This window comes from Methanobrevibacter sp. UBA212 (assembly GCF_905233225.1).
In the GTDB taxonomy this organism is placed as follows: domain Archaea; phylum Methanobacteriota; class Methanobacteria; order Methanobacteriales; family Methanobacteriaceae; genus Methanocatella.
Genome location: NZ_CAJODJ010000001.1, coordinates 1 through 24,807, shown reverse-complemented (window position 1 = coordinate 24,807; position 24,807 = coordinate 1). Strand labels below are relative to the sequence as shown.

General features: G+C 31.0%; 17 protein-coding genes. 1 reads left to right on the top strand and 16 read right to left on the bottom strand.

The features are described 5' to 3' along the window. Positions 1–9: 9 nt before the first annotated feature. The 5 genes from QZ138_RS00085 to QZ138_RS00065 form a co-directional block, all read right to left on the bottom strand. Positions 10–1,851 carry a glycosyltransferase family 2 protein gene (locus tag QZ138_RS00085; protein ID WP_292884668.1) on the bottom strand — a complete coding sequence of 614 codons (1,842 nt, stop codon included), beginning with the start codon at positions 1,849–1,851 and terminating at the stop codon, positions 10–12. Between the two features lie 17 nt (positions 1,852–1,868). Next, entirely contained in the window at positions 1,869–2,192 is a 324-nt protein-coding gene (locus QZ138_RS00080) for a hypothetical protein (protein WP_292884665.1), read from the bottom strand. Positions 2,193–2,264: 72 nt separating this feature from the next. Then, a complete protein-coding gene (locus QZ138_RS00075) occupies positions 2,265–3,815 on the bottom strand; it encodes a DUF2142 domain-containing protein (RefSeq protein WP_292884662.1) in 1,551 nt (516 codons plus the stop codon). Then, entirely contained in the window at positions 3,805–6,246 is a 2,442-nt protein-coding gene (locus QZ138_RS00070; RefSeq protein WP_292884660.1) for a glycosyltransferase, read from the bottom strand. The genes QZ138_RS00075 and QZ138_RS00070 overlap by 11 nt, the downstream gene beginning before the upstream one ends. 24 nt (positions 6,247–6,270) lie before the next feature. Continuing rightward, entirely contained in the window at positions 6,271–8,334 is a 2,064-nt protein-coding gene (locus QZ138_RS00065) for a glycosyltransferase family 2 protein (protein ID WP_292884657.1), read from the bottom strand. A gap of 86 nt (positions 8,335–8,420) precedes the next feature. Here QZ138_RS00065 and QZ138_RS00060 point away from each other — a divergent pair, with 86 nt between their 5' ends. Further along, on the top strand, positions 8,421–9,461 hold the full coding sequence (locus QZ138_RS00060) for an acyltransferase (RefSeq protein WP_292884655.1): 1,041 nt from the start codon (positions 8,421–8,423) through the stop codon (positions 9,459–9,461). Between the two features lie 87 nt (positions 9,462–9,548). On the opposite strand, the gene QZ138_RS00055 is transcribed toward QZ138_RS00060, so the two are convergent. The 11 genes from QZ138_RS00055 to QZ138_RS00005 form a co-directional block, all read right to left on the bottom strand. Continuing rightward, the gene (locus tag QZ138_RS00055; protein ID WP_292884652.1) at positions 9,549–10,790 is read right to left on the bottom strand and encodes a glycosyltransferase; all 1,242 of its coding nucleotides are present in this window, start codon (positions 10,788–10,790) and stop codon (positions 9,549–9,551) included. 7 nt (positions 10,791–10,797) lie between these two features. Further along, on the bottom strand, positions 10,798–12,213 hold the full coding sequence (locus QZ138_RS00050; RefSeq protein WP_292884649.1) for a glycosyltransferase: 1,416 nt from the start codon (positions 12,211–12,213) through the stop codon (positions 10,798–10,800). 50 nt (positions 12,214–12,263) lie between these two features. Beyond that, a complete protein-coding gene (locus QZ138_RS00045) occupies positions 12,264–14,321 on the bottom strand; it encodes a glycosyltransferase (RefSeq protein ID WP_292884646.1) in 2,058 nt (685 codons plus the stop codon). A gap of 165 nt (positions 14,322–14,486) precedes the next feature. Then, complete coding sequence (locus tag QZ138_RS00040) at positions 14,487–15,809, bottom strand: UDP-glucose/GDP-mannose dehydrogenase family protein (protein WP_292884643.1); 1,323 nt, start codon at positions 15,807–15,809, stop codon at positions 14,487–14,489. A gap of 20 nt (positions 15,810–15,829) precedes the next feature. Next, positions 15,830–18,172: a CDP-glycerol glycerophosphotransferase family protein gene (locus QZ138_RS00035; protein ID WP_292884640.1), complete on the bottom strand. Its 2,343-nt coding sequence runs from the start codon at positions 18,170–18,172 to the stop codon at positions 15,830–15,832. A 15-nt stretch (positions 18,173–18,187) separates the two neighbouring features. Further along, positions 18,188–20,584, bottom strand: a complete 2,397-nt coding sequence (locus QZ138_RS00030) for a glycosyltransferase (protein ID WP_292884637.1) — start codon at positions 20,582–20,584, stop codon at positions 18,188–18,190. Positions 20,585–21,348: 764 nt separating this feature from the next. Continuing rightward, positions 21,349–21,522: a hypothetical protein gene (locus QZ138_RS00025; RefSeq protein WP_292884634.1), complete on the bottom strand. Its 174-nt coding sequence runs from the start codon at positions 21,520–21,522 to the stop codon at positions 21,349–21,351. A 913-nt stretch (positions 21,523–22,435) separates the two neighbouring features. After that, positions 22,436–23,131, bottom strand: coding sequence for a zinc ribbon domain-containing protein (locus tag QZ138_RS00020; protein WP_292884631.1), 696 nt, complete (start codon positions 23,129–23,131; stop codon positions 22,436–22,438). Between the two features lie 101 nt (positions 23,132–23,232). Next, complete coding sequence (locus tag QZ138_RS00015) at positions 23,233–23,655, bottom strand: GtrA family protein (protein ID WP_292884628.1); 423 nt, start codon at positions 23,653–23,655, stop codon at positions 23,233–23,235. Positions 23,656–23,657: 2 nt separating this feature from the next. After that, complete coding sequence (locus QZ138_RS00010) at positions 23,658–24,590, bottom strand: glycosyltransferase family 2 protein (RefSeq protein ID WP_292884626.1); 933 nt, start codon at positions 24,588–24,590, stop codon at positions 23,658–23,660. Between the two features lie 35 nt (positions 24,591–24,625). After that, positions 24,626–24,807, bottom strand: a 182-nt coding sequence (locus tag QZ138_RS00005; RefSeq protein WP_292884624.1) for a hypothetical protein, incomplete at its 5' end; no start/stop codon positions are given.

Below are 24,807 nucleotides of genomic sequence, written 5' to 3'. Positions count from 1 at the left end.
AATACTACCTTAATAATTATTTAATTCAATTAAAATATCTGGAAATTGACTTAAAACATTTTGTAATTGAATATCATTTTTTCCACTCTGGTTTACATCCCATAATGTAGTTTCATCTAATAAACTTAATTCACGAGCAATATTCACATAACGTAATATTGGCATTGGTTTTTCAATACCATAAATCTTTGTCTTATTTAAAACCATCATTGCCCAAAACCAGATATCATCTCCTGAAGGACATAACTTCAAAAATAATTCCTCATTAAATACATTAGCATCTAATGAATTAGGATAAAACAATGTTCCTGCACCATTGGTCGGAAAATTAAGATAAGAGGGACTTTCTTCTTTATTATTTAATTTCCAATTAATATAATTATCAACATTATTGCTATCCAATTTGATTTTCCTTGACCTGGTTGATATTATTGAATTAGGATATTTTTTATGAGCTTCCCATATATTTTTTAGCCAATCCTCTGGATAATAAATATCATCATCAGCAGTGACAATATAATCATTAGGATATTGCTTAAGTGCTGGAATTAATTTTTTATAAGACCTAATATCTTCACACCATCTAATTGTTAAACCATTATTTTTAAGTTTCAATACACTTTCGGGAATGTCTTTTTCCTTATTTGGAAATTGTTCTTCAGCCAACCATAAAATCAATTTGTTAGGTTTTAAATTTTGAGTTAATAAAGAATATAAACAATAATGTAAGTCATGCATACGTTTAGGAAAAGAGGTTAATGAAATAATAATTGAATCTTGAGTTTCATTTAAATTAATTCCTTTTTCTTCAAATCTTTCAATTTCTTTATCCAATAACTTTTTATCAATATAATTAAAAGAATAATTAACATTTTTATTAAATTTATCAAATTTCGTGAAAGATTTAAAGTTGATGACTAAAACATAATATCTATAAAATATAAAAGAGATTTTTTTAAGTGTCTCATTTTCCAATCTCATTTTTATAAATTCACTTCGCATTTTTGCATAGAATTCCTCTTTGAACTGGTCTTCCGTTCTGTTAAGGTTTTCTTTAGATTGTAATATTTTAAATTCAATAAAATTTAATTTAAATTCATTAAATATATTATTTTCCACCAATACCTCTTGTATATCATCAAAAATATCAAAAAGCACTAACCGATGATTGTAATCTGATTTATGAGTTTGAGTTGAATTTAAATTTAATCTATTGTAATTATATAAAATTTCAGGAACATAAGATATTGACTCAGCAAATAATATGGTTTCAATATGGAAAGGAACATCTTCAAACATTTTATAATCAACATTGAATCGGAGATCATTATCTTTTAAAAATGAGGTTTTATATAATTTAGACCAAACAACAAACACATTATTCATTGCTAATTGTTTATTATAATTATAATCAAAAGAAAAATTATTATAGTCTATATCCTCCTCAATAGGCAAATAAATTCTTTTTTTAAATTTATTGTTTGATTTATGCTCAATGGCATTAAACAATACAACTTCCGAATTATTTGAAATCGCATTTAGATAAACTTTTTCCAAACAGTCTTCTTCAATCCAATCATCAGAATCTACGAATGTCAAATATTCCCCTTGAGCAAGTTCTATTCCTTTATTTCTTGTTTGTGAGGGGCCACTGTTCTCTTGAGCAACAACTTTTATTCTTTTATCGTTACCAGCATACTTATTAAGAATTTCCAAAGAAGAATCAGTAGATCCATCATCGATACAAATAATTTCCATATCCTCAAATGTCTGATTAATGATACTATCCAAACATTTTTCCAAATATTTCTCAACATTATAAACTGGAATGATAACAGAAATTTTTACCATTTGAATCTCCTAAAATATTATTTTCTGAAAATTCTAAAAAGTTTTCTTAAAGGACTAGTGATTTTCCAACTAGAAGATGACTTTATTTCTTTATTTTCATTTTTAACTTTTTTTAAATCTTTTTTTAGAGATTTAAGTTCATTATTTTTCTTTTTAATATCTTTTTTAAGAGAATTTATTTTTTTATTTTTTTCATTAATCTTGCTCTCTAAAACAAATAAATATTCCTTAGTATTATTTGAAACAAATTTTAATTCATCTAATTGAACTTTCAAATCCTCAATGATTTTTTCATTTTCTAAAAGTTTATCATGAACATTACAATCATCATCTAAAGTCATTTAAATTCTCCTTAAAACTAATAAATAATATATTTTTAATAGTATTAATATTTATATTTCAAAAACATTGATTTAATAGTATTTTGCGATTAAAGAAAATATCATTGAAACAATTAAAACTAATACCAAAACAAAAATATAATAATCATATTCCGTTTTATCAATTTTATTAAGATTTAAAGAAAATGCAATAGGCAATAGAGCAAATAATGGTAAGAAATATCTGGTATGTACTCCAGTAATAGTTAAACTACCTGCAGGTGACCATGATAATAATTGCACAATATATGTTCCAAAATATATTACAATAAAAGTTAGTAATGCACCGAATCTAAATTTTGAATTAATTTTTTCACCAATTGGATAAGTGAAACAAATTAAAATAAATGATATCAATACCAATAATGATATCAATTCAGAGGCATTATAAACTCCGCCTTCAATAGTATATGAATAAAAACTAAAAAATCCATTGAAAATATAAGTAAAGCTATATAAGATATTTATTAACGCATTTAAAATATTTAATGGATTAGATAATAAAAAATTCATTTGATTATTGATATTCACATTATTTTGAATAATATATGCTACCCTCCATGAATGAACTAATGCCGGAGTTGCATAAAACTTACTCCACAGCACTCCAATCAATCCAACTGTAATTAAACCAATTATACAATAAATATAATAATTTTTTTGCTTAAAATTATTCTTTGGCAAAAAGAACAATAATAAAATTAAAGCTAGATAAGGCAATTTACATAAACCCGTAAGTAAAGATAAAACTGAAATAATTAAAATTTCTTTTACTCCAAACTCATTTTTATACATGTATAGCAAATAAGAAATTGTCAAAATACCTAATCCCGCAACTACAGAATCTATACTTACCGAAAATGCCTGAAATAAACAAACAGGCAAACATGCAACAAAAAACAAAGGCATTTTAAATAAAGGCGTTTTTTTAATTGCATAAGCCACAATTGTTGAATATAATAAGCTATTAAAAATTCTTGCAAGCCACAACATCCAAATTACATTTAAATCCAGTAATTTAGCGATGAAAATCCCCAATCCTGAGAATAGATATCCAAAAAAGGGGTTTTGTTCAAATGCCGAAGAAACTTCAACTAGAGTATTATTAATTTTGTCGGTATCCCCATTAACTTTAAAAACGGTTTTATCTATTGAGTGAACGAAAAAACCTGGGATACTATCAATTGTTTTATATGAACCATTGACATATTCTGGAAATAAAATTCCTCTTGAAGTCAATTCAGCACGCGTAAAATGTTCCCCTTCATCTGAAACCGAATCAATTGGAATTACAAAAGAAGTTATTAATCCAAATAGCAATAACACAATAAAAACAGTTTTATATAGTTCTTTATCATTGTTATGTCCATGATAATAACTTATCAAAATAATACCCAATATTGAGAGAGAAATTATAGCAAAAAATTCCATTTTAGGATGATTAAAATTTTTGACAGTCATCAAAGATAATGAACATAACATTATTAAAACTAAAAATAAAATCCAATATTTCTTTGATTGAAAAAAATTATCTTTAAAAGAACTTGATTTGAATTTTAAATTAGACATAATTTTACTTTTCATAATTACCATCTAAATTGTTTTTATTCCTTATTGAATTACTCCTATTTTTTAGAATCTCTTCATAAACTTCATATACTTTATCAGCATTTATTTCAGAGGTCATGTTTTCATACATGAATTTTCGTCCGTTTTGTGCCATCTGCTTTGATTTATCAAGGTTATTTACTGCAAAAAGCATTTTTTCATATAAATCGTCAGCATCGCCCTGTTTATACAGAATTCCAGTTACGCCATCATCAATAAGTTCCTTTGTTCCGGCACTATCAGCACCAATAACCAAATTTCCACAAAGCATTGCCTCAACAGTTGTGCGGCCGAATGATTCAATGCTTCCACAGGTAAATGAAATATCAGATTCTGCAAAACAATTTTCAACATCTTTCTTATATCCCAAAAAGCTTACATTGTCCAAATCATAATATGCCACCAGACTTTCAACAAATTTTTTAACTTCCTTGTTTCCTGTTCCAACAAAGGAAACTTCAAAATTATGGAATCCTGAGGAGTATAACTTTGCACAGGCCTTGATGAATTCAATTTGACCCTTGTGATATTCAAATCCTCCAACCAATATAAACCTGATCTTTTCATCGTTGAAAATGGTTTTAGCAGGATTATAAAATCTTTCGGCATCAATGCCGTCATGTATGCTTATCAGCTTATCATCATCAATGACATTTTCATATTTTTTATAAAGGATGTCTGAAACTGTGATTACCTTATCTGACTTGTTGATTAGTGCGTTTCCTTTTGGCCTATCCCAAATTGTAAGGTTTTGGCCCTCTTCAAGAAATTCCCTTAAATGCCAAACGACAGGAACATTTTCTTCAAGCCCTGCAATTGCTCCCACATATGTCCAGGTTGTATTCAAATGAACTATATCAATATCATTATCCCTTATGAACTTGCGAATGTCTTTGACTGCTTTTTTGTTGATTTCACGTTTTTTATCTATGGATTCATAATAATCTGAATCCTTTTCAATGCCCATTGGAACTACCCAATCTTTTGACACTATCAATTTATAGTCAATGCCAAATGATTTTAAAACATCTACTCCATGTCCCTTCATCGGCACGACTACAAAAACATCAACGGGATACTTTTCTTTTAAATGGACAATTAAGCTTGTCATGCTTAAAAAAGCGCCTGAAGTCCTATTGTTGTCGGAGGGTAAAAATAATATCTTCAATCTTTTGGATTTATCATGGCCCTGATTAATCTTTTTTAATTTTCTTACAGGAGATGCAAACGAATTGCCAAGCTTGTAAGATCTTGATTGCTTAATGTTTTTTAATGATTTTTTCAATTTGGAATTTTTCGATTTGAGATTCTTATTTTTATTTTTGAGAGATCTGTTACTAGATTTAAGCTTCTTATTCTTGCTTTCCAAATCCATTATTTGAGAATTTAAGAATTCATTCTCATTTTTTACGGCAATTAAATCATCATAGGATAATGTTAAGGAATCATCGAATTCGATTAAATTGACAGGAGAACAATATTTATAATAAATTTTTTGAGTTGATTTATTGAATCTATCATCAACAATTTCCTTATCCATCCTTTTAAGAACATTTTGGAATGATTTCAATACATTTTCTTTTTGTTCCTCGAAGTCGTCAGACTTTAAAATATTCCTAATATGCCAGAAGACATGAACATAAAGCATTTCTAAAATGTCTTCATCCTTACAGGAATGCCTGTCCATAATGTCAAAAGCATTATTCAACATTTCCATGGCTAAGGTTAAATCATTAACGTTGTTTGCTGATGAATCAGGGTTCAATTCACGATAAAAATAAAATGGCTTGTGATTATAAACGATGCTTTTAGCCAATAAAGCGGTTTCAAATAAAAAAGGTGTGTCAATCCACCCTGGGACTTCCATGAGTTTTATGTTATTTTCACTCAAAAAGCTTTTTTTGTAAATGGCAGTCCATATTGAAGGATGTCCATTTAAAATATTAACATCATCATAGACTGTAAAAAACTCATTTGTCGGTACATTCTTCTTTATTTCACTAATGAAAAATTTAGGATTTTCTTGCGAATCGTAATAATGATAAAAGTTGACTTTGGCAATGTCCGCCTGTCCTTCTTTAGTCATTGCATATAATGTTTCATACATCTTTTCATGTATGCAGCCATACGGTTCAACAATGCCTATATACTCCCCACTAGCATTATCGATTCCCATATTTATCTGATGACCATAGCCTTTAACATCTGAATAGAGAATCTTTACTCGGGAATCTGTTGAATATTCTTCTAAAACATCTAAGGTCCCATCAGTAGAACCTGCATCAACACAGATTATCTCGATATCCCCAAATGATTGATTGATAACGCTCTCAAGGGATTGCTTAATAAATTTTGCCCCATTATATGAAGGCATTATGACTGATATTTTCGGATTAGACTCGCCCATACTTTCCCCTAAATACTTTCTAAATTAATTCTTTTTTAGTTTTCTTAATGGTTCTGTTATCTTCCAGCTTCTTGAATTCAAGAGTTCATCATTAAGCTTTTTATACCTGTTTTTCTCTTTCTTTAATTTTTTATTTTCTTTCTTAAGCTTTTTATTCTCTTTTTTTAATGAGTTGATTTCTTTTAGCAACTTATCCTTTTCCTGATTGTGAAGCAATTCCAAATATTGAGTTCTGAATTCCTGATAATCTTCAATTTCCATTACCAAATTAAATTTAGGATTATTTTTAGGGACAAATTTTTCATCGATTTTTGAGAATTTCTCCCTTGCCATACGATAATACTCTTCGGAATTTGTACTTATTATATAAAATAATGTGTGAGGCACTATAAAACGATTGAATTCATATTCAAATTCATCATAAACCCCTTCAGCTTTAATAAACTCCTCAAGAATGTCAAATATTTTAAATATATCAAAACCATTTGAAGAAGTATTGTTAACTGAGTTTTCATTATCCAATCTGTAATGGTACAGACATTTATTTACAAATGACATTCGTTTTGCCCGAATCATTGATTTGACATGAAACGGAACGTCATCAAAAGCAACGCCTACATTAAATCGGAAATCATCATAAGAATCCAATAGCTCCTTTTTATATAATTTGGCCCATGGAGCCAAATCTCCATTAAAGACCAATCCCATTACATCATGATAATCGAATGTGGATCTCTCAAAGTTTCTATTTTTCAATACTTTATCAAAATTAAAATATACTCTTTCATTGCTGATTTCATCATTGATTATTACATTTGCCTTGAATATTACCATATCCGAATCATTATAGACGGCACTTCTATAAGTTTCCTTCAAGGCATCTTTGGATATTTCATCATCGGGATCGAAGAAATAGATATACTCACCTTTTGCCTCATCCAAAGCCCTGTTCCTGGCTGACCCGCATCCGCCATTCGGTTTATCGAATACTTTCACACGGCCATCCTTGGCTGCAAACTCATTAAGTATTTCCAATGAATTGTCCTTTGAACCGTCATTTACGCATACAAGTTCAAAATCCTCGAATGTCTGATTCAAAAGGCCTGAAATCGAATCATTTAAAAAATCTGAAGCATTGTAAACAGGAATGAGTACTGAGATTCTAGGTTTTTCAGGATTGCTTTTGAAATTAATGAGTTTCTGTATTTCAGGATGTTTTTCATGCTTGAAATAGAAATTTTCTTCAAAATTTCGCACTATTTCCGGTTCATCCTTAAATACTTCGCGTGTTGCATCCAAAATGTCTTTTGCTCCATCGGCTCCCATCAAATCAATGAAATCCAGCATCTCATATCTAAATTCATGTTTTAGATTGTCAAATCTTGAATCTGAAAAATTTTCAAAAACCATCTTGTAATGCATCATGTGATGAAAACGCTTTTTACGGGTATTGCACTGATTAGCTCCATCAACATAATAATATGCATAATAATCAATCGGCACTGTATGAATTTCATCGACTTTTGATAAAATTTCAGCCAGAAAAACCGGATCCTGTCCCCTCAACAAATCCGGAAATGAGATATCATTTGATACTATAAATTCCCGTTTAAATATATTTTTATAAAAAGACCATGGAATGCCATACTCTTCGGGTAAAATAACATTAAAATCCTCATAATAATCCAATGGCAAAAATGGAGAAAACTTCCCTTTTTGATCGACCAGCTTAATATTTCCGGAAACCATATTCGCATCGTTTTCAACGGCCGTTTCATATAATTTTTCTAATGCATCATTTTCAATAAAAATGTCATCCGCATCCAAAAAGCCAATATATTTCCCACTGGCTTCGCCAATACCATAATTTCTAGCTTTACCTGAACCTTGATTTTCCTGTGATAAAACTTTAATAAAATCATGTTTTTTGGCAAATTCATTTAAAATCTTTAATGAATCATCACTTGACCCATCATTAACACATATAAGCTCAATATCTTTTAATGTCTGGTTGATTACAGTAGTTATAGAAGTATCTAAACGGTCTGCATCATTATAAACTGGCATAATAATTGAAACTGTAGTCATTAATTCCCATCCAAAAGTTAATAAAAATATAAAACTATATTTACTTTTTATTGAATATATATATTTAGTATCAAAAAGGTAAAATCATGATTAATAATAAAAGAATTGAATATATCAGTTTAGCAAGTGTTTTATCCGCAATTGCGGTTATTTATCTTCATGCAAATTCCTGTTTTTGGCAATTTTCAACTGCAAGATATTGGATAACAGCAAATTTGATTGAATCAGTGTTTTATTTTGCAGTTCCTATCTTTTTTATGATTTCAGGTGCAATGCTTATAGATTACAATAAGCGATACAGTCTAAAAGAATATTTTTCGAAAAGAATAACAAAAACTGTCATTCCTTTCATAATTTGGAGTTTCATTGGTTTATTTATTCAAATCTATTATATGCATACAATCAAATTAAGTTCCGTTGATTTAACTTATATTGTCAATGGACTGCTTAATGGTAATCTAGTGCAGGTTTATTGGTTTTTCATACCTTTATTCTGCATATATTTATCAATTCCAGTATTTGCATCAATTTCTGATGATAAAAAAAAGGATATTTTCATCTATGTTTGTAGTTTGACTTTCATTCTGAACATTCTAATCCCATTTATTATTTCTGTATTTGGCCTAAAAATAGACTATTCCATTTCAATAGCTGTTGGTGGAGGAAGCTTATTTTATACATTGGTAGGATATCTGATACATAAATATGAAATACCAAGGAAATATAGGCTCATCATCTACATACTTGCAGTCATAGGATTTTTAATGCATTTTTTCGGCACATATTATTTATCAATGTCTGCCGGAGAAGTTGTAAAAACATATAAAGGATATACAAACGTCCCTTCCATCCTATATTCAGTAGGAATTTTTGTTTTCATAAAATATGGCATCATTAACATAATGAAATTTAACATCATAAACAAAATCGTCAGCTTTTTAGACTATTATACCTTCGCAATTTACTTAATCCATTGGTACCTGCTGGAATTTATACTTAGGACTTTCCATATCAGCAATACCTCAATTATTTATAGGATTTTTGCACCATTAATCGTTTTAGTGCTTTCCGTAATAATCATTTATTTATTGCGCAAAATTCCAATTATTAAAAAAATACTCCCATGAATAGAGTTAATTTGACAAATTGAAAAGGTCCGCTAACAAAATTAAAAAAAGCATACAAAATGGACGTTTCAATTATTTAGGTGCATATCATCTTAAGAATTTTGTTACCTTCCAACTTGAAGAATCAAACAATTCATCATTTAACCTTTCTATCTTTTTAAGTTCGGCATTTAACTCTCGTTTTTCATCTTTAAGCTGTTTGTTTTTAATCTTAAGCTGTTTTTGCTCATTTTCAAGCTCTTTTAGTGTGAATTTATTATGCCTTAACTTAAAATCATCCAAGGAATCCGAATTGATTACCAACAAATACATTTTAACAACGGTTAAATCAATGTCTTCCATAAATTCCAAATGATATTGTGAAAATTCATTTTTTATTTCATAAAACAGCTGTTCGCAACTGGAATGCTTCAATAAATAGGTTTTATATAATATGATAAATTTTATATAGTTTTCATTGGCATCATCAAAATAATCCTCTCCGCAATCATTGAAAACCCCTTTGAAACTCCTAAAAAGATCAACATCCGAAACATTCTTCTCAGAAATCAGATATTTGAATAAATAGTTTTTATATTCATTTGATGCATTATCAAAATTGCCATTGGATAAAATGTCACAGACCATTTTAAAATGAGCCATGTGCTGCCTTTTCCTATCATACGTATTAATTTTTTTACTGAGCCTTCCACCAACAGAATTATTATACCCATATAAATCTAAAGGAACCGCTCCAATTTTAGAGGTATTGACTAAAACATTTGCCAGGAATATGTTATTTTCACCTGCAAATACGTCCGGAAAAGTTATATCCCTTGATGAAAGAAAATTCAAATTGAAAATGGACTTTGTAAATCCCTGAGGAATTCCGTAACTCTGTGTGTCAATTACACCATATTCATTGATATAAAGACACTCAAGGAATTCATGAGGGTTTTCTCTTTTAATCTTATATTTCCTATCGACGAAAGCCAGATTGGCAGTGACCATATTCAGATTCTCTTTTTTGGCCAATTCATACATCCTTTCTAATGCATTTTCATCGATGAAAACATCATCAGAATCAAGAAATGCAACATACTCTCCGGCTGCAATTTTAAGGCCTGCATTTCGAGCATTGCCCTGTCCCTGATTTTCTTGTGAAATAACTTTTAAAGTAGAGAATTCTTGTTTTAATTCATCTAAAACTTTTAATGAATCATCAGTGGAACCATCATCAATACAAATAGTTTCTATATCTTTCAATGATTGGTCATATACACTGCTTATCGATTTTTTAAGAAATTTTGCATTATTATAATTAGGAATTATGACTGAAATTTTTACCATGCTATCACTAATCTTTCCTATTATGCTTTCTAATAGACCTTAAAGGTTTTGTAACTTTCCAACTCCTGGAATTAAGAATGTCCTTTTTAATTTTTTTGGCATCTTTAATATCCGCTTTTATTTTCTTAATGTCCCTATTCAATTTTTTATTATTATTGGCCAATTTTAAATTGCCATATGCCAAATCAAATGCTTCAAAAGAAGGCGATTCAACCACCATTTTAAAGAATTCGGTGTTTTTCAAACTGATATTTGAAATAAAATCATCATAACATTCATGATTCCATATTGAATAAAAATCCTCTTTCATAGCATCATATGCATCTTTTTTATACTCATCTTTAATATAAGAATATCTCATAGAGATTGCATCCACTTTAGTGTTAAAAAGATTGTATTTATTTTCTTCAGACTCGCCGCTATCCAAAGCATTTTCAATTATCCAGTTTGTGCTTGTGATTGTGTTTTTAAAATTTGAATCATCATTTAAATACTTGTAATATCTTCGCTGATTGCCTTTCTTGAAATCAGTCAGTACAATCGTTTCATCCAATCTTTTAAGAACCTGGCTAAAATAAGATAAGACCTCATCCTTCTGGTCTCCCAAATCGTAATTTCTGGACAAGTCATAAACATGCCAAAACACACGTATGTAGAACGCTGATAAAACATTTCTATAATAGCAGGAATATTTGTCTAAAACTTCAAAAATATCCAGAACTCTACGCAAAGGCAGTGTCAAATCACTAAGGCTGTTAGTGGATGAATCTGGATTCTGTTCACGATAATAATAAAACGGTTTTTCACTATATGTAATGCTTTTTGCACAAATGAACGTTTCAAATAAGAACGGATTGTCAACCCAACCCCCGCCGGGAACTTCCATGAATCTGATATTATTTTCTTTCAAAAAGCTTTTCTTATAAATTGCAGCCCAGATGGAAGGATGGCCTTTTATGATATTCGGATGCTCATAAATTGTAAATTTACCTTTTGGCAAATCCTCTTTTAAAACATCCACACGATAGGAGATATCATCAGGGTCAGAATCATAATAATGATAAAAATTCACCTTAGAAACATCAGTGGAACCGTTGTCGGTCAAATCATATAATGTTTCATACATTTTCTTATCAATGAAATCATCTGTTTCAACGATTCCAATGTATTCCCCATTAGCTTTATCAATACCTAAATTAACTTGATATCCATAGCTTTTTTTATCTGTTTGAATTAAATTTATCCTAGAATCCTTTTTAGAGTATTTTTTCAATACTTCCAATGTTCCATCACTAGATCCTGCATCAATGCAGATTATTTCAATATCCTTGAGAGTCTGAGTTATAACGCTTTCAATGCACTCTTCAATAAATTTCCTAACATTTAATGAAGGCATTATAATCGATATTTTTGGATTTGACATTTTTTCCCCTATTTTAATAAAAACTCAAAAATTATTTGTCTTATGAATAATCAAAATCCTTTTCTCAATTTTCTCAGCGGTTTTGTCACTTTCCAGCTGGTAGAGTCCAAAAGTTCCTTGTTTTGCTTTTTAAGTTTTTTATTATTCTTTTCCAATTTCTTATTTTTCTTTTTGAGTTTTTCATTTTCATTTGTCAGCTTAGCTATATTCTTATTTAACTTATTGCTTGTTTCATCATAGAGCACTTTCATGAATTCAAATTTGAATTCCATATAATCATCAATATCCAATACCAGATCATATTTTACACGATTTTTTGGAACAAATTTCTCATCAATTCTTGAAAATCTCTCTTTAGTCATTAAAAAATACTCTTCAGAGTCCGCAGTAATGATATAAAACAATACATGATTAACTATAAACTTGCAAAAATCGGATTCCACTTCTTCATAGATTCCTTCATTTTTAAGAATCCCTTCAACAATATCAATTATTTTGAATATGTCTATGCTGTTGGAGGACTTATGGTTTACGGAATTTAAATTATCCCACCTATAATGATATAAGTATTCATTGACAAAGGATATCCTTTTGGCCCTGCTCATTGATTTGACATGAAACGGCACATCATCAAAAGCGACACCTAAATCAAAACGAAAATCATCATAACTATCTATAAATTCTTTTCTGTATAATTTAGACCAAGGTGCAAATCCCATATTTAAGACAGCCCTTTTTACATCACGATAATTGAAAGAACATCTTTTGTAATCTTTCTTTTTCAGAATCTTATTAAGATGGAAATATGAACGTGAATTTGTTATCTGGTTATTTTCAATAAGGTTGGCCTTGAAGATTACCATGTCCGAATCGTTATATATTGCACTTTTATAAACTTTTTCAAGGGCATCTAATTCAATCCAATCATCAGGATCATATAAATAAACATAATCTCCAGTGGCTTCGTCCAAAGCCCTATTTCTTGCAGATCCACAACCCCCATTTTCCTTATTGATGATTTTAATGCGTGAATCATTTTTTGAAAACTCTTCTAATATTTCCAGGGAATTATCTGTAGAACCATCATTGACGCAGACAAGTTCAATGTCTTTGAACGTTTGGTTTAAAAGACAGCTGATTGAATCATCAAGAAACTCGGAGACGTTATAAACAGGAATCAGAACTGATATGCTTGGATTTGCCTTTTCAGCAAAATTGACAAGCTTTTGCATTTCAGGATTTTTTTCATGCTCAAAATAGAAATTTTCCTCAAAATTCCTCAAAATATCAGGTTGGTCTTTAAAAACATCCCTGGAGGCATCCAAAATATCCTTTCCGCCTTCAACACCCATTTTATTAATGAAGTCCAACATTTCATAGCGGTATTCATGACGAACATCATCAAATTTGGAATCTGAGAGATAATCAAAAACCATTTTATAATGTTTAATATAATCAAAACGTTTTTCTCGAGTATTGCATTGACCAGCATCATCCACATAACGATGAGCATAAAAATCTATCGGCACAGTATAAATTTCATTAACTTTAGATAGTATTTCAGCTAAAAAAACAGAATCCTGACCAATCATCAAATCCGGGAAAATTACATCCTCATTTACTATGAATTCCCTTTTGAAAATATTTTTATGAAATGACAAAGGAATTCCATATTCCCCAGGTTTTAAACTGTCATATTCAGTGAAACGGTCTTGATAAGATGAAAATTCATCCCCCTCATCAATTAATTTAATATTGCCTGAAACCATATCCGCATTATTTTTCTGTGCAAACTGATATAAATTCTCTAATGCGGACTCATCAACAAATACATCACCTGCATCTAAAAAAGCGACATACTCCCCTGCGGATTTACTCATCCCAAAATTTCTAGCTTTACTTAAGCCTTGATTTTCATGAGAAAAAACTTTAATGAAATCGTACTCATCAGCAAATTCGTTTAAGGTTTTCAATGAATCATCACCAGATTCATCGTTTATGCAAATAATTTCAATATCTTTCAATGTTTGGCTGATTACAGAACGTATAGATTTTTTTAAACCGTTTGCATCATTATAAACAGGCACAATAATCGAAACTTTAGTCATTAATTCCCATCCACTAATTTTATAGAAATATATTTGCTTCTTATTGAATATATAAGTTAGTATAAAAAAGCCAAGGATACAAATGAATTGATTAGCAGTTGTTTTTTCTTTATGTAGGGTTGTTTTCAGTAATTTTGCTATTATCTCAATTATTTTTGGTTATGATTAGCAACCAATTTGGAACAATTCAAATCCTTTCGCACTTATCTTTTTATCATAAATATTTCTTCCATCAAAAATTACTTTCTCTTTTAGTTTCTCTGAAATCAAATCAAAATCAGGATTTCTAAACTCTTTCCATTCAGTTATCAATATCAATCCATCACAGCCATCTGCAACATCATATCTCCTATTGCAGAATGTAATTGAATCCAAATAATTATCATCAATTGTTCTTTTAAATTCATCATTCGCTTCAGGATCATATGCCCTTATTTTTGCTCCTTTGTCAATAAGTGATGCAATTACAATAAGTGATGTAGCTTCACGAACATCATTAGTGCCTGGTTTGAAGGACAGTCCCCAAATTCCAAAAGTTCGACCATTTAAATCATCACCGAACCTATCCACTACCTTGTTTACAAGCACCTTCTTTTGATTTGCATTGACCTTTTCCACATTGGACAAAATCATCGGTTCATATCCTGCAACCTGAGCAGTATTTATCAGTGCCTGAACATCCTTTGGAAAACAGCTTCCCCCATAACCGCATCCGGCATAAATAAAATCATAACCTATGCGTCTATCTGAACCTATGCCTAAACGCACCTGCTGGACATTTGCCCCTGTAACTTCACAGATGTTGGCTATTTCATTCATAAATGATATTTTTGTTGCAAGCATCGCATTTGCAACATATTTTGTCATTTCAGAAGATTTGATGTCCATTAGAATAAACCTGTCATGGTTAAATACAAATGATGAGTATAAATCTTTTAATGTATCAAACACTTCCTCTTTTTCAGCACCTATGACAACACGGTCAGGATGCATGCAATCTTCAATAGCCCTTCCTTCTTTTAAAAATTCGGGGTTGGATGCGATGTCGATCCTTACGGAAGAGTTACGTTGTTTAAGAATCTTTTCAATGTGGTCCTTAACTTTAAAACAAGTCCCAATAGGAACTGTGGATTTGACAACAACAAGAGAATCCTTAGTGATATTTTGAGCAATATCTGTAGCGGCTGAGAATATGTAATCCAAATTGGCGCTTCCATCTTCTGCCATAGGAGTTCCAACGGCAATAAATATGATATCAGTATTGTCCAACGCCTCTTTAATATCAGTAGTGAAGAACAAATCTCCCTTTTCCTGGCCATTTTTCACCATAGTCCCCAGATGCGGCTCGAAAATAGGCAGAATCCCCTTCTTTAAATTATTGATTTTACTTTCGTCAATGTCGACGCAATACACCTTATTGCCCATTTTAGAAAAACATGCTCCAGTTACAAGCCCAACATAACCAGTTCCGATAACAGTAATATTCACAGTACCACCATACAAAGCCATTATTTCAGGATGTCATAAAATTCATCAAGACATCTCTCATTATACTCTTTATAATCGATATCTAAAGTATCTATCTCATCATTCATAAAATCTTGCAATCCCTTTAGAACACCCTCATAAGAATTTTCAACATTATAGATATTAAATTCATCGGCAATGACCTTATCATCATCTCCAAGACTCATTACCGGAACATTCAACATTTCCGATTCAAAAACGGTTTTTCTGTAAAATCTATTGTTTGGAGGTAGGATGAACAAAGCACAGTCCTTCAGAATAGGCAAGGGATTTGACAGCTGCTTTATAACAGTCACATTTTTCCAATGTCTCAACTGGGATGCCAAATATTGAGTCCTGTTGAACCATCCGAAGTTTCCAATAATTATCAATTGCACATCCTCGTATTCATCGCATAACCTATCGAAGGCCATCAGTATATTTTCAGTCCACTCCTCATTATATATGGACCTGTCAATCGAAATAATCTTTCTGCCGTCGTCATTCAAAAGCCCCTTGAGATATTGGGGATGAGTATTGTAAATCCTTACGTCCTTGTTAAGCATTATATCCTTTTGCGATTCATTCCGGATAAATTCAAAGTTAATTAGGCTGTGTGCAACTTTGACGTTTGCAGAATCATCAATTTTCCTTATAGGATTAATCAATTCAGAAGAAACCACAACAACATTATCATAATTGCTGAAAGCCTCCTTCAAGAGATTCATATTAAATTTATTGTTTTCAATTTCCATAAAAGGGTCATTATGAACCCACATGCTAGACTTGGCCTCGCAATTGCAAAACATCAGAATCTCGTTTTTATAATATCCATCATAATTTACAACATGGTCAAATGACATGCCGTAAAATTGATGCCTGAATTCCCTTTTGAAGAATTTTCGAATGGAACTGCTGCATTTTTTATCCGAATTCAGGAATTTTGCATAACTTTTCCTTTCCAAATAGGTAGGCCTTGTTTTCGTCTTCATCGGCATTACATGAATGCCTTCAGGTATTGACTTCAAGACCGATTCGGGATCGTTTTTAAAATGCTTTGACCATTGATGGAATGTGACGATGAAATTATATTTATCCGAATCAACCTGGGACAACAGTTGTCTTAATGAAAGCGTAATTTCGTTGTTGGACAGGTTTCCAATGAAAATCAGGATGTTTGGCTTGTCATTCTTATTATTTTCTTCAGGACAAACCTTTTGATTTAAAAATACATGGCTGCAGATATTTTTTGCACAATCTGCACTGTCAAACGGAGCATACTCATCAATCAATGCGGAATAATCCTCATCCAGATTAGAATCCAATTCGGCAATCACATCCTCAATATCATCGGCCCTAACGAACGGCAGATTCAAATCGTCAAGATATGTTAATCTCTTTTTATCAAAATTATTGAAGAGTATAATCTTTCGTTTTGAAAGTATGAAATCTAGCACGACCCCGGAATAATCGGTTATGAATGCATCCGCCATGCTGATTATGTCATAATCATCATATCCCAACGGAAACGGTCGGATATGCTTAAATTTGGAAAGGTCAATGGACTTTTTAGCGTATCCGTCAACCTTAAAGAATACTGTTTGATTATCCTTAAGACCCTTATCAAATTCCTTTAGGTTGTTCTTAACCGTTTTTAAAAATTTCTTATGAAATGACTTGCCCTGATAACGGGGCATATAAACGAAAATGTCTTTATCAGCAACTGCCAATTCAGATTTCAGATGGGAGTTATCCTTAAAAAAGGAGATGTTTCTGGGGTTTCCTTCGTTCAGTATTTTACCCTGATAGATATCTTCAATCATCAGAGGCCCCATTATCTTTTCGCGGACATACTCATTGGAAATCACAGTATAATCAGACAATAGGAATGGAGCCTGCTGGGAAGCAAGCCTTGAATAATTCCTGATATTATCAACACCCCATTTCAATGAGGGATTTTCATGATAAACATTGAGAATTACCTGTCCGCTTCGTTTGGCATATCTATATCGTATCTTTGAATCGGTAATGATATATTTGGCATATTCACAGACATTTGTCGCTTTAACATCGTCAGAAATTATCTTGTCGATGCGCAGATTATAATTTTCCCTAAGCTTTTCAATATGGCCAACACCCTTTTTGGCATAAATGCAAACCCTGAAATTCTTATATTTGTCATCAGACAATTCTTCAATTATTCTGAAGACATCGCTTGACAATTGCTCCCCATTCATCGAATCAATGAAAATGAGGTTATCATCAATTTTCTTATGATAATAAGGATAATAGACAAAGGAATTTATAAAGTTCTTTTTGTATTTATTAATTCTTTTAGATTTCATATTCCTCTCCGAAAATCAATTCAGAATCTCCTTGAATTCCCGAATTGCGTTTTGGTTATACTCTTCATAATCAACATCCATAACTTTGACCTTGCCTTCCATAAAATCATGAAAACCCTGCAATATACCTTCCTTAGAGTCCTCAACCATGTATCCTCCATAATTTCTAATCCATTGAACCCCTGTAACATCTGTAGAGATTACAGGAACATTCAATATATCGGCTTCCATAATTACCATGGACCACCCCTCATATAATGAAGGAGACACATATAAATCACATCTTTTTAAAATAGGCATTGGATTTGAAATGAATTTAATGACAGTGACATTTTTCCAGCACGGCAGGCTTTTTCTAAGCTCCAAAAAGTCATCATAATCTCTGCCACGGCTGCCGACAATAATCAATTGGGCATCAGGATAATCCTTATAGAATTCATTGAATGCTAAAATCAAACGTTCAAAACCTTTTTCCGCTGTAAAACGACCGATGCAAATGAATTTTTTGCCGGGACCGTTTAAAACATCATCAAGACCACCAAGGTGATTTGAATCGATGACTGTTTTCCTATCAAAGATTATGTCCTTTTTTGACCGTTTAATTATTCCATGATAATTTGCGATATTGTGAACAACACCCACATCGATGTCATTATCAGCAATTTCTCTAATTGATTCGATTAAATCCGGTGAAACCGCAACGACATTTTCATATTTGTTATAGGCTTCCCTTAAAACAAACAGTTTTTGAGTACTCCTTGTTTTGGTTTCCTGAATCATGTCACTATGAACCCAAATATAGTTTTCACAATCCATATTTTTGTATAACAGAATCTGATCAACGCCATATCCATCAAAATTAATCATCTTATCAAAAGTAATGTTTGGGTATAATCTATTAATTTCACGTTTGAACATCTTATCTAATATTTCAGGATAGTCTGCATCCATACATAACTCATCATTATCAAAAAACTTATCATAGGCCTTTTCTTCTGAATAGGTCATATTAATTCCGGACCTCATTGGCAAAAATTTAACATCACTGGAGAATACGCTCAATGATTCCTCATGATTATATCGAATATTGCCCTCCTCTTGCCTAAAACTTATATAGATATTATATTTTGACAAATCAACATTTGCCAGCATGCTAACCAGTGAGGAGGTTATTCCATTTTTAAACAGATCCCCTGCATATATTAAGATGTTAGGTTTATCATTCTCAATAATCATTTCCCGACAAATTTCCTTATGATTGAAGATATGATTACAGATGTTTTCCACAGCATTCTGATTGTCATACGGGCAAAACTTCTTTATGAATTCCGTTTCATCATAATCTTTCTCGCAGTTCAGTTCATGAATCAGCTCATCGATATTTTGAACTTTAGGAAATGGAAGATGGGAAAGCGGAAAATAGGTGCCCCTATAAGACATGAATTCTTTTTCATCGTGATTGAATAAGATTATTTTGCGTTTAGAATTAGCGAAATCAAAAAATATATTTGAATAATCCGTTATTAAAATATCCGCCATATTCACAACATCATATGATTCATAATCTTCTGGAAATGAACGAATATTGTTGAATTTAGAATAATTAATTTCAGATTCTGTGAAAGGATGCAATTTGACAAATAAAATCTGATTATCCTTGAGCTTTGAATCCAATTCCATAAAATAATCTTCAAGGGTTTTTGCGAAAGTATCCGGAAAATCTTCATTTAATATTCCCCTATATGTGGGCATGTAAACAAATATTTCCTTATTTTGCAAATCTAACTTCTCTTTAAGTTTTGAACCTTTAAAAAAAACGCTATTTCTGGGACATCCTTCCAACAATATCTTTCCGGGATATAACGTATCAATCATATGGGAATTAAGTATCTTTTCCATCATGTGCTGATTGTGAAATAACATATAATCCGAAGACAAAAAGGGATGCTGAAAATCTCCAATCTTATACCTTTGTGCAAAATAATCAAATCCAGTAAGTTTAAAAGGAGTTCCATGTCCGGTATGGATAAAAACTTGATTATTTTTCTTTACATATTTAGGCCGGATCCCATAATCTGTGAAAATGTATTTGGCTTTTTCTAGGAGCCTGGTAGCTTTATCCTCATCGGTTATGATTTTATCAATTTTCAAATTATAATTTTTCTTTAAAGCATCGATCTTGCTTTTGACTTCCGGTTTTGCATAAACAGCGATTTTAAAATTGCCATAATTTCCTGTTGACAACTCTTCTGCGATTCTAAAAATATTGCCTGCGAAATCATTGCCGTCCATAGACTCAAAATAAACTAAATTTTCATCGACATCCTTGTAATAATTTGAATATATTAATGAATTTGATATACTTTTAAAAAACTTTTCAGATTTCGTTGTATTATCTTGATTAAAAGTCATAAAAATCAACATGAGAACTTAATTCATTAATTATCCAATTGAACAACCTCACCTTGTAGAAGGTGAGGATTCCTAGATTTTGTTTTTCTTTTCTAGGCAATCCCCGCGGAACCATCGGTTCAACAATCATTATGTGATTGTTATATATTAATTGAATTACAATAATATTTAAATTTAAAGAGAGAGCATTTGAAAAGTATTTTCAATCCCATTTATGCAATTCATCCACGACCTTGAAGAGATCATGATATTCTTGCATTATTAGATAAATTAAACTAAAATGCATAATACTTAAAAATGGATAAAGTTAATCTATTAAAATAAATATTTATATTTATCGGTGACTTTCCCAACGGCTTTGTCATTGTTAATTGGGATTTTTTACATGATTTTAAATTTTTTACAGACGAAAAAAAGGAAAATGTGTACTGCACAATCGAGTACACAAAAAAATTTAATGATATCCTGACCATTTGCCCAGATATGGAATCTTACTAATCATGACGACAATCAGCCAGCTTAAAATGCCAACAGCAATAATTGCACCAATCCACATTGAACAACCTCACCTTGTAGAAGGTGAGGATTCCTAGATTTTGTTTTTTTTGCCTTTTCTAGGCAATCCCCGCGGAACCATCGGTTCAACAATCATTATGTGATTGTTATATATTAATTGAATTACAATAATATTTAAATTTAAAGAGAGAGAGCATTTGAAAAGTATTTTCAATCCCATTTATGCAATTCATCCACGACCGAAGAGGTCATGGTATTCTTGCATTATTAGATAAAATTCCGGATGGCTTGGATAATACTACACCAGTTAAAAGAATTCCTAAGATCAATTTAAATGTATTATTCATCAGATACATGCCGTAACTAGCTTTACTTACTGATGTGTTGAACAACTTCACCTTGTAGAAGGTGAGGTTGTTCAATTACTGAAATGTCAAATTCCTTAATAGACAAATAATATCCCACCACTACAAATGAAATCGGTCCGATAAAAAAGCTTAAATCAATTGAATGAACCAAATGCAAATACAACATTATTTGATAAAAAATAAAGAACCGCCCAATATTACTAAAACAAAATATTCAAATTCTTTCATGTTTGAATTTTGTATTACCTTATTTAATATAGGTATAAAGAAATATACACCAACAATTAACCAGAAATACCAATTATATGAAAATGGCAAACTGAATATTTGATTCAGGTAACTTGGATTATAATAAACTCCAATTAATAAACCTTATCCCCGATTAAACCTGCATCGTGAAATACCTGGGAAACATTCAGTATGATAATTCACAAAATAGCTAGAAATCTTAATGTATCATAATATTTTATTCACTCATACGTGTGAATAGCCCTAATCAATCTTCATATTTAAAACAATCCTCATCTTAATTGAATAATAAAATCCACAATAATCTTTAGAACTTATACAAAAATATTTATAAATTAGAATTAATAGGACAATCATTAAAATTTATGACCTAATTTATTTACATTATTGCTTGCAAACATGTTAAACCAAGACAAAATTATATTACATATTATTTAAATTACAATATTTAAACTTTTTGATAAAATGAATTAATTGCTTAAATATAGATTTATTAATTGTAATTGATAAAATTAAATCATTTAATTGATCATAATTAATTTACAAGTTTATAAAATTCTTTATTAATTAAAATAATGGGAAATTTAAAATATTTCAATATGACATATATATTTTACACTGAAAAATATTTAAATTATAAATTTAATGAAAAAAAGATAAATTTATTAGAGAAATGTTCATCATACATCAACAAAAAAAAGAAAATGAAGTACTCAAACTAAAATGTCTGAGTACCTGCTTCCGGAGACAGGCTTACACTTCTAGTGTCCAATAATTTGTTTCCGGATCCGTCATATAAATTAATTTCAGCAAAGTCAGGGAAATACTTGTATGCATCCGCACTGGAAACTTCAAGATGTCCACTGGAATCTACTGTAACTGGGACCATGTTTCCATGGTTTAAAGTTGATCCGTCACGGGAGTAGAAAATTTGCAGTGTTACCTTTTCACCGGCGTGTTCAGGCCCAACATATATTGAAGCATATGTCTTATCTTCCAATTCTCCACCTGTTGAAAAGCTTCCCCCCAAAATCGACATCGAAGTGGTTTTTGGCTTGGCTTTAGAAGCCTCAGAAGACTTGGAAGATTGGGAAGATTGGGAAGGCTGAGAGCTGGAAGATTCTTCAGTTTGAGCCGGTTCAGTATTATTGGCACTTTGCACCTGCTGTTGAGGCTGTGAATCGGCGCTATGATTTGAATTGAATCCATAAAGATAAATAAAAGCGCCTGCAAGAGCAACAACAACAATTGCCAGTGCAATGATAATGTATTTTGTCTTATTATCACTATTCTGCTTACCGTTCATTGAGTTAATCACGCTTTCATGACTAACTGTCTTTTTCAAAGGACTGCCGCATTTTTTACAAAATTTTGCGGTGTCGCTATTTTCACTATCACACTTGGGACAACGCATTACTTTTTCACCTCATAATCCTCTAGATAATAATAATTTGTATACATTATTAGATAAAACTATCCATAATATTTCATGAAAAATGACAAAAGAATTTGCACTTATTTCAATTTTGTTCCATAAAACATTATTCTTCGAGCAATGAAATTCCAAAATAATACAATGATAGCTGAAATTATCTTAGAAATTAAATAATATAATCCCAATACATCAGTAAACAGATATAATAAAACTTCTGTAAAAACTAAACCGATTGTGCTGATAAGTATGAATAAATTAAATTCGATTAGACGATTGTCAATGTTTTCCTGATTGAATACCCATTTGGTACTCATTATATAATTGACAAGTACGGATATTATGAAAGACAGGATACCTGAAACCAAATAGTAGATTCCGCAAACGTCACTGAAGAAATACAGGAAAAAGAAATCAACAAGAAATGCAGTTCCGCCTACGAAGATATATCTGAAAAACTGCAGGAAAACGTTGTCAGTCTTTTCAACGAATAATTTGTCAATCAAGTTTATTCATCCTTTTTTTTCAATTCATTTAATATAATCAGATGATGTTCGAAGTTGTCGGCATGCTGTTTTTTCAATACATGCAATATCACACCTACGAAAAATGTCATGGCAGCAACCATAACCACCATTGCAATCATAATCAATGTAGGTATCCTCAAGACAAGGCCTGTGCTGTAGTATTTGATTAGTATCGGCACAAAGTGAATCCCTGCAATGACCAATAAAATCAATGTTGCGATTGAAAAGAAAAACAATGGTCTTTGATTACGGATCAATGAAAAGATCATCCTTATAACCTTAAAACCATCCTGATAAGTATTTAGTTTTGATTCACTTCCTTCAATACGGTCCTTGTATTCGATTGGTATTTCAACTATTTTAAAATTTTTAGTTAACGCAAAAACGCTCATTTCAGTTTCAATTTCAAATTCCTTTGATGAAATTGGGAATGATTTGACAAACTCATAGCTGAATCCTCTCATTCCAGTCATGATGTCCTTTAAGTCACTTTTAAAAAAGGTATTGATGAACTTACGGACCAGTTTGTTTCCGGTATTATGGAATGGCCTATCATTTTCCTCAAAATAAGTGGAAGATAATCTATCTCCAATCACCATATCCGCTTTTTTATCCAAAATCAATTTTTCAAATTCCAAAGCAGTTTCAGCGGGATAGGTGTCATCTCCGTCAACCATAATATAACAATCGGCGTCAATGTCTCTAAACATTGCCCTGACCACATTTCCTTTTCCTTGCTTATACTCATATTTTACAATAGCCCCTGCATTGCGGGCAATCTCATCAGTGCCATCAGTGGAATTGTTATCATAGACATAAATATCCGCATGAGGCATTACCTTTTTAAAATCTGAAACGACCTTTCCGATTGTTGCAGATTCATTATAGCATGGAACCAAAATCGCTGTTTTCATATCATCAACCAAAATATAAATATCAATAATTAATTTTAAGAAAAGAATATTATATAAATATTTGCCAATTTTGAAAAATACCCCTTAAAAATAATTTTTGAAAAAATAACAATAATTTGAGGGTGGGACACGAACTCACTAATTTTTAAATTTTTTTTATTTATTTTTCCTTTAATTTTATATACTATGAAGTACAATCTATTATTATAGATATAAA

Excerpts from the sequence above, each read along its gene's own strand:
- QZ138_RS00085 (WP_292884668.1), bottom strand. The coding sequence starts at position 1,851 with ATGGTAAAAATTTCTGTTATCATTCCAGTTTATAATGTTGAGAAATAT.
- QZ138_RS00030 (WP_292884637.1), bottom strand. The coding sequence starts at position 20,584 with ATGACTTTTAATCAAGATAATACAACGAAATCTGAAAAGTTTTTTAAA.
- QZ138_RS00045 (WP_292884646.1), bottom strand. The coding sequence starts at position 14,321 with ATGACTAAAGTTTCGATTATTGTGCCTGTTTATAATGATGCAAACGGT.
- QZ138_RS00075 (WP_292884662.1), bottom strand. The coding sequence starts at position 3,815 with ATGAAAAGTAAAATTATGTCTAATTTAAAATTCAAATCAAGTTCTTTT.
- QZ138_RS00055 (WP_292884652.1), bottom strand. The coding sequence starts at position 10,790 with ATGGTAAAAATTTCAGTCATAATTCCTAATTATAATAATGCAAAATTT.
- QZ138_RS00050 (WP_292884649.1), bottom strand. The coding sequence starts at position 12,213 with ATGTCAAATCCAAAAATATCGATTATAATGCCTTCATTAAATGTTAGG.
- QZ138_RS00070 (WP_292884660.1), bottom strand. The coding sequence starts at position 6,246 with ATGGGCGAGTCTAATCCGAAAATATCAGTCATAATGCCTTCATATAAT.
- QZ138_RS00020 (WP_292884631.1), bottom strand. The coding sequence starts at position 23,131 with ATGCGTTGTCCCAAGTGTGATAGTGAAAATAGCGACACCGCAAAATTT.
- QZ138_RS00080 (WP_292884665.1), bottom strand. The coding sequence starts at position 2,192 with ATGACTTTAGATGATGATTGTAATGTTCATGATAAACTTTTAGAAAAT.
- QZ138_RS00010 (WP_292884626.1), bottom strand. The coding sequence starts at position 24,590 with ATGAAAACAGCGATTTTGGTTCCATGCTATAATGAATCTGCAACAATC.
- QZ138_RS00035 (WP_292884640.1), bottom strand. The coding sequence starts at position 18,172 with ATGAAATCTAAAAGAATTAATAAATACAAAAAGAACTTTATAAATTCC.
- QZ138_RS00065 (WP_292884657.1), bottom strand. The coding sequence starts at position 8,334 with ATGACTACAGTTTCAATTATTATGCCAGTTTATAATGATGCAGACCGT.
- QZ138_RS00060 (WP_292884655.1), top strand. The coding sequence starts at position 8,421 with ATGATTAATAATAAAAGAATTGAATATATCAGTTTAGCAAGTGTTTTA.